General features: G+C 74.5%; 6 protein-coding genes and 1 pseudogene. 3 read left to right on the forward strand and 4 right to left on the reverse strand.

Annotation, left to right across the window (positions count from 1 at the left end; genetic code table 11):
* Both GA0115233_RS39395 and GA0115233_RS39400 read right to left on the reverse strand, forming a co-directional pair.
* On the reverse strand, positions 1-1,363 hold a 1,363-nt coding region (locus GA0115233_RS39395; RefSeq protein WP_176712110.1), incomplete at its 3' end, for a phage holin family protein.
* Between the two features lie 195 nt (positions 1,364-1,558).
* Positions 1,559-1,960, reverse strand: a complete 402-nt coding sequence (locus tag GA0115233_RS39400; RefSeq protein WP_093725542.1) for a hypothetical protein — start codon at positions 1,958-1,960, stop codon at positions 1,559-1,561.
* An 85-nt stretch (positions 1,961-2,045) separates the two neighbouring features.
* On the opposite strand from GA0115233_RS39400, the gene GA0115233_RS39405 reads away from it, so the two are divergent.
* The 3 genes from GA0115233_RS39405 to GA0115233_RS39420 are packed head-to-tail and all read left to right on the forward strand — an operon-like array spanning position 2,046 to position 4,363.
* On the forward strand, positions 2,046-2,819 hold the full coding sequence (locus GA0115233_RS39405; protein WP_093725544.1) for an MBL fold metallo-hydrolase: 774 nt from the start codon (positions 2,046-2,048) through the stop codon (positions 2,817-2,819).
* Positions 2,816-3,448, forward strand: coding sequence for a DedA family protein (locus GA0115233_RS39410; protein WP_093725546.1), 633 nt, complete (start codon positions 2,816-2,818; stop codon positions 3,446-3,448). Before GA0115233_RS39405 ends, GA0115233_RS39410 begins: the two co-directional genes overlap by 4 nt.
* 39 nt (positions 3,449-3,487) lie before the next feature.
* Entirely contained in the window at positions 3,488-4,363 is an 876-nt protein-coding gene (locus GA0115233_RS39420) for a hypothetical protein (RefSeq protein WP_176712111.1), read from the forward strand.
* 187 nt (positions 4,364-4,550) lie between these two features.
* Here the strand turns inward: GA0115233_RS39420 and GA0115233_RS39425 are convergent, their stop codons facing one another.
* Both GA0115233_RS39425 and GA0115233_RS39430 read right to left on the reverse strand, forming a co-directional pair.
* The gene (locus GA0115233_RS39425; protein ID WP_093725552.1) at positions 4,551-5,582 is read right to left on the reverse strand and encodes an MBL fold metallo-hydrolase; all 1,032 of its coding nucleotides are present in this window, start codon (positions 5,580-5,582) and stop codon (positions 4,551-4,553) included.
* Positions 5,579-5,984 (reverse strand): annotated as a pseudogene (locus GA0115233_RS39430) (pyridoxal phosphate-dependent aminotransferase); the annotation flags it as partial. The gene GA0115233_RS39425 and the pseudogene GA0115233_RS39430, both read right to left, overlap by 4 nt.

A 5,984-nucleotide genomic window follows, 5' to 3' on the forward strand; every position in this document is an offset into this window, starting at 1 on the left:
CGGCGAGGGTGAGTCCGTAGCGGGAGCGGAAGGTCTCGCCGGGGCTCTGGCCGTGGTCGGAGAGGACCACGATCCGGTAGGGCCGGGGGGCGTGCTCGGCGACCTTCTCGATCAGCCCGAGGGACCGGTCGAGGCGCTCAAGGACCTTCTCGGCGTCCCGGCTGACCGGCCCGGAGTGGTGGGCGACCTCGTCGTAGGCGACGAGGTCGGCGTAGACGGCGGTGCGTCCGGCGAGCATGTCGCCCATGACCGCGGCGACGACCACGTCCCGTTCAACGACGGTCGCGAAGGCCCGTACGAACGGGTAGAGGCCGCCGCGCGAGACCCTGGGCCGGGTCTTGCGCAGCCGGGCCCGGGTGGACTGGCCGATCTCCCGGCCCACCTCGGCGACGAAGGACAGCGCGGTGCGCACCGCGTTGGCCGGGTCGGAGAAGTAGGCGAAGTACCCGGACCGGGAGCGGTTCTCCCGGCTGCGGCGCCGGGTCGCGATGGACAGCACCAGGGCCTGCTCGCCCGCGCCGCCGCTGAAGAGGTTGCCGCGGCTGGCGCCGTCATGGGCCAGGAGTCCCCGGTCGCCGGTGGCCTCGACGGCGCGGCGCTGGAGTTCGGCGGCGCTGGTCGGGCGGTTGCAGACCATCACCTCGCGGCTGTCCTTCTCGTACCAGCGGAAGGCGGGGACGTCGTGGTTGCTGCCGTGCAGGATGCCGAGCTGGCTGGCGCCGGTCTGGCTGGACCAGTCGGTGCGCCACCGGGTGAGCCGGTGCGTGGGGCGGTCGCCGTCGGTCCAGCGCGCCAGGGTGGGCATCAGCCCCTTGTCGATGGCCCGCCGCAGCACGTCGTGGCCGACTCCGTCGAGTTGGATGAAGACGGTGCCCGGGGTGGACGGGATGGGCGGCCCGGAGCCGCGCCGGCGGTCGGCGAGCCGGTACAGGCGGCGCCGGTAGGCGTCGTCGTCGCGTACGGCGAGGGCGGCGCCGGTGGCGGAGGCGACGGCGGACATCACGGCGGCGACCACCACGGCCGTCTCCCAGGCGGCGCCGCCGCGCTCGGCGGGGTTCAGCCGCAGGGCGACCAGGAGCAGGGCGCCGTTGAGGAAGAAGACCAGCAGGCCCAGCACGAGCGCCGGGACCAGCAGGAGCAGCCGCACCAGCAGCGGCCAGACCAGCGCGGACAGGACGCCGAAGGCACCGGCTCCGAAGGCGGCGGTGACCGCGATCCGGGTGGCGCTGTCGCCGTCGGGGGACTGGAGCTGGAAGTCCGGCAGGATCCCGGCGAGCACCAGCATGGTCAGCGTCGACACCGCCCACACCGCGACGCTGCGCCCGACCTGGCTGGCCACCCGCCGCCAACGCCGCCCTAGCACGCCCCGTACACCTCACGTCCCGGCCCGGCCGTCCGGCGGGGCCTGTCTTCCACCTTGTCATATGGACGCGGGGGCGCAGGGCGGCGTTGCCCGGGGACGAGGGTCCGGCGTCCGGCGTTGGGCGTCCGGCCGGCTACCGGCTACCGGCTACCGTCCACCGGCCACTGGCCACCGGCTCCGGCCACCGGCCACCGGCTACCGGCCGTCGTACCCGGCCGTCGGCAGGGACAGCCGCCGGTGCACCCTGGCCTTCATCTGGGAGTCGTAGCGGGGCTCCTCGCAGCCCACCGTCTCCACCCGGACCCCGCGCCGCGCGCACTCCGCGGTGAACTCCTCCGGCGAGGACAGCGCGCTCTCCAGGACCCGCCGACTGGGCACGACGAACAGGTCGACACCGGCCCGCACCCCGTCCCACAGCGCGCAGTGATCCGCTCTGAGGCCCCGCACCAGCAGCTCGCGGGTCACCGTGTAGCCCCGCTCCGCCGCCCAGCGCGCGCAGATGGCGTGCTGGCTGCGGGAGTCCACCAGGAAGGGATCGGCGTCCAGCTCCTCCAGCGGCGTCAGACTCGCGATCGCCGTGACCCGCACCGGTCCCATGGCGTCCCCCTCACCTCCAGGTTTCAGGCGCCGACACTACTCCTGCCCGTAGGCTCAGGGGGAGTCGCGCGAAGGAGGCAAAGAGGTGCCCGTGGAGATCACTTGGTGGGGGCACGCCACCTGCACGGTCGCCGACTCGGACGTACGTGTGCTCACCGACCCTCTGTTCGCACGCCGGCTCGCGCATCTGCGCCGCCGCCGGGGCGCGCTCCCCCCGCCGAGCGCCTGGCGTGCGGACGTCGCGCTGGTCTCCCACCTGCACGCCGACCATCTGCACCTCCCCTCCCTGGCCCGGCTCGGCGAGGGCACGCGCCTGCTCGTGCCCCGGGGCGCGCGCCGGGCGGTACCGGGGCTGCGCCGGCTCACCGGGCTCTCGGTCACCGAGGTGGGGCCCGGCGATGTGACCGAGGTGGGCGACCTGCGGATACGCGCGGTGCCCGCCCGGCACGACGGGCGGCGGCTGCCCGTCGGACGCCACCACTCCCCCGCGCTCGGCTATGTCGTCGAGGGCGAGGCCCGCACCTATTTCGCCGGGGACACCGGGCTGTTCGACGAGATGGCCGACGAGGTCGGCCGGGTCGACGTGGCGCTGCTGCCGGTGGGCGGCTGGGGTCCGTACCTCGGTGAGGGACACCTGGACGCGGGGCGCGCGGCGGAGGCCCTGGCCCGGCTGGGGGCACGCAGCGCGGTGCCGGTGCACTACGGCACGTACTGGCCCATCGGCATGGACGCCGTGCGCCCCCATGAGTTCCATGCGCCGGGCGATGAGTTCGTGCGCCTGGCCGGGATGCGTGCGCCCCGTGCCGCCGTGCACCGGCTCGGGCACGGCGAGAGCGTACGGCTGGGGGTGGCCGCGTGAGCTGGCTGGTCACCGCCGCCTCGACGACCGTGCCGACGGAGTCCACGCAGCAGGCGATCGGGTATCCGACGCTGTTCGTGCTGGTGCTGCTCGGGGCGCTGGTGCCGGTCATTCCGACGGGGGCCCTGGTCAGCACGGCGGCGGTGGTGGCCTTCCACCAGACGACGGCGCCGTTCGCGCTGGCGATGGTCTTCGTGACGGCGTCGCTGGCGGCCTTCCTCGGCGACGGCACGCTGTACTGGCTCGGGCGGCGCGGGATGCGGTCGCGGAACGGGTCGCGGTGGCTGGAGGCGATCCGGGTGCGGGCGCCGGAGGAGCGGCTGGAGCAGGCGCAGGTGAAGCTGGCGGAGCACGGGGTGACGGTGCTGGTGCTGTCGCGGCTGGTGCCCGCGGGCCGCCTGCCGGTGATGCTGGCCTGTCTGGTGGCCGACTGGCCGCTGCGGCGCTTCGCGCGCGGCAACTTCCCGGCCTGTCTGGCCTGGGCGGTGACATACCAGCTGATCGGGGTGCTCGGCGGGTCCCTGTTCCCCGAGCCGTGGGAGGGCGTGCTCGCGGCGGTGGTGCTGACCGTGCTGATCAGCGTGGCACCGGGCCTGTGGCGGCGGTTGCGGCGTCCGCAGCCGCACTGAGCGGGGCACGTTGTCGTACGGATGCTCTAGGCTCCCGGCATGACACCGAGTATCGAACACGCGGTCGACTACGGGCAGTTCGCCGCACGGCTCGCGGCGCCCCGTGCGTCGCGCTGGGAGCTGCTGTCCGAGGTGCAGCGCGAGTGGGGCTTCGAGCCCGATGAGTGGGAGCCCGACGAGTGGGACCCGGACCTCTGGGAGGACGAGGACGACGAAGAGGACGAGGACGAGGACGACGAGGACGAGGAGCTCCGCGTCGACCCGAACCTGTCCGTGCCGCTCGCGCTGCGGGAGTGGTGGACGTGGCCCGAGAACACCTTCATGGCGAACGCCCGTTGGTACTGGACCCACCCGGAGATGCCGCCGACTCTGCGCCCCGACCCCGGCGGCTGGGGTGTCGCGGGCGCCGTGCCGGACGGCAGCCCGCTGCTGCCGCCCGGCGGTGACCGGCGGGTCTGTGTGTTCATGGCGGAGTACCAGTACTGCAACGAGTGGGGCTACGCGGCCGCCGAGGCCGGCCAGGACGATCCGCGGGTCCTGGTCAGTGTCGGGGACGACGAGGGCTGGGCGGTGCAGGACCGGTCGGTCTCCGAGTACTTCCTGCATCTGGCGCTGATCCGGCTGCCGTTCCGGCTCGGCTGGACGCTGCGGGTCAGCCAGGAGCAGCTCGACCGCGACCCCGCCGCCCTCGGCCGGCTGACCGCCGCCTACCCCGACATGGGCCTGCTGCCGTGGCGGGAACTGGGAAGCGACATCGTGCTGCGCGGGGGTCCGGACCTGATCGTCCGCCACGACCGGGCCGACCCCGAGGACGTCCTGCTGCTGGCGGGCCGCACCGAGGCCGCCGTCCGTGAGGCCGCCGCCCTGCTCGGCGCCCCCTGCAAGGGCAGCGACCCCGAACCGCCGCGCGACTGAGCCGGGTTCCCCGCAGGCCGGTGCGCGTGCGGGGAACCGCCTTCCTGCTGTCGGGCCAGGTGACCGCGGCCGAGCCCGCACGGTACCGGACGCCCGGTCCCGGCCCCGGTCCCGCCCGCAGGCACCGACCGGCCGGTCCCCGGTCACTCCAGGGCCGGCGCGCAGGCACCGACTGGCCGGTCCCCGGTCACTCCAGGACGCGGGATCCGCCGATGGCGAGGTCCACCAGCCGCTCGCGGGACAGACCCGCCTTCTCCCAGGCCGCGCGCACGCGTCTGAGCGGCTCCAGGACCGGCTCGGCGGAGAGGATGAACGTGCCCCAGTGCATGGGGGCCATCCTGCGGGCGCCCAGGTCCTGGGCGGCCCTGACCGCCTCCTCCGGGTCGCAGTGGACGTCGCTGAGCCACCAGCGGGGGTCGTAGGCGCCGATGGGCAGGAGGGCCAGGTCGATGCCCGGGTAGCGGCGGCCGATGCGGGTGAACCAGTGGCCGTAGCCGGTGTCGCCCGCGAAGTAGAGGCGCTGCCCGTCCCGGTCGGTGAGGACCCAGCCGCCCCACAGGCTGCGGCAGGTGTCGGTGAGGGTGCGCTTGGACCAGTGGTGGGCGGGGACGAAGTCGAAGCGCACGCCCTTCAGTTCGGCCGCCTCCCACCAGTCAAGTTCGGTGACGGTGGTGAAGCGGCGGCGGCGGAACCAGGGGGCGAGCCCGGCCGGGACGAAGACCGGGGTGTGGCGCGGGAGCCGGCGCAGGGTCGGGGCGTCCAGGTGGTCGTAGTGGTTGTGGCTGATGACGACCGCGTCCACGCGCGGGAGGGACTCCCAGGCGATTCCGACGGGGGTGATGCGGGCCGGGGTGCCGATGATGCGGCGGGACCAGACGGGATCGGTGAGGACGGTGAGTCCGCCGATCCGCACCACCCAACTGGCGTGTCCGGCCCAGGAGACGGCGATCGTGCGGGAGCCGACCCGGGGCAGCGGGGCCGGGGAGAAGGGCAGCAGGGGAATCTCGGCGAGGCCCTCGCGGCCGGGCCGCACCGAACCCTCTCGGGCGAAGCGGGCCATGGCCTTCAGGCCGGGCAGGGGGGCGGTCAGCCGGTCGTGGAAGGTGCGCGGCCACACCCGCCGTTCGCCGAGCCGACGGGGTTCGGCGAGCGGCGGGAAAGGGGCGGCGGGCGCGGGGGTGCCGAGGGGGTGGGTGGTCGACTCGGACTGCTGCGTCATCGCGGAGGCTCCCATCGCCGAGCGTCGTCGCGGAGATCGTCGAAGACCGACTTCACGTGGATCAACGCGTCTCGTACATGCGGCAGTTCCAGTGGATCGGGTGATTCGAGACAGGCCGCGCGCTCCTCGTCCGTACCGCCCAGAAGGTCACCGGTGGACAGCCGCACGCGCGGCTCGGCGAGGTCGTCGCCGAAGCGGTGGCCGCCGGGAGCGGGCATGCCGAGCCGGGCGGTGAGCAGCTCCTCCAGGTCCTGGGCGTCGCTGACGCCGTGTCCGCCGAGGGCGCTGCGCAGGGGCCCGAGGTCGAGGTACAGATGGCGGCCCGCCTGCGGCGGGCGGGCCAGGACTCCCGCGGCGACGGCCTCCGCGTGCAGGGCGGCGGCCACGCGCGCGTGCAGGCGT

Source organism: Streptomyces sp. DI166 (assembly GCF_900091315.1).
In the GTDB taxonomy this organism is placed as follows: Bacteria; Actinomycetota; Actinomycetes; order Streptomycetales; family Streptomycetaceae; genus Streptomyces; species Streptomyces fuscus.

Coding starts and splice junctions, on each gene's coding strand:
- GA0115233_RS39425 (WP_093725552.1), bottom strand. CDS start 5,582: ATGACGCAGCAGTCCGAGTCGACCACCCACCCCCTCGGCACCCCCGCG.
- GA0115233_RS39420 (WP_176712111.1), top strand. CDS start 3,488: ATGACACCGAGTATCGAACACGCGGTCGACTACGGGCAGTTCGCCGCA.
- GA0115233_RS39400 (WP_093725542.1), bottom strand. CDS start 1,960: ATGGGACCGGTGCGGGTCACGGCGATCGCGAGTCTGACGCCGCTGGAG.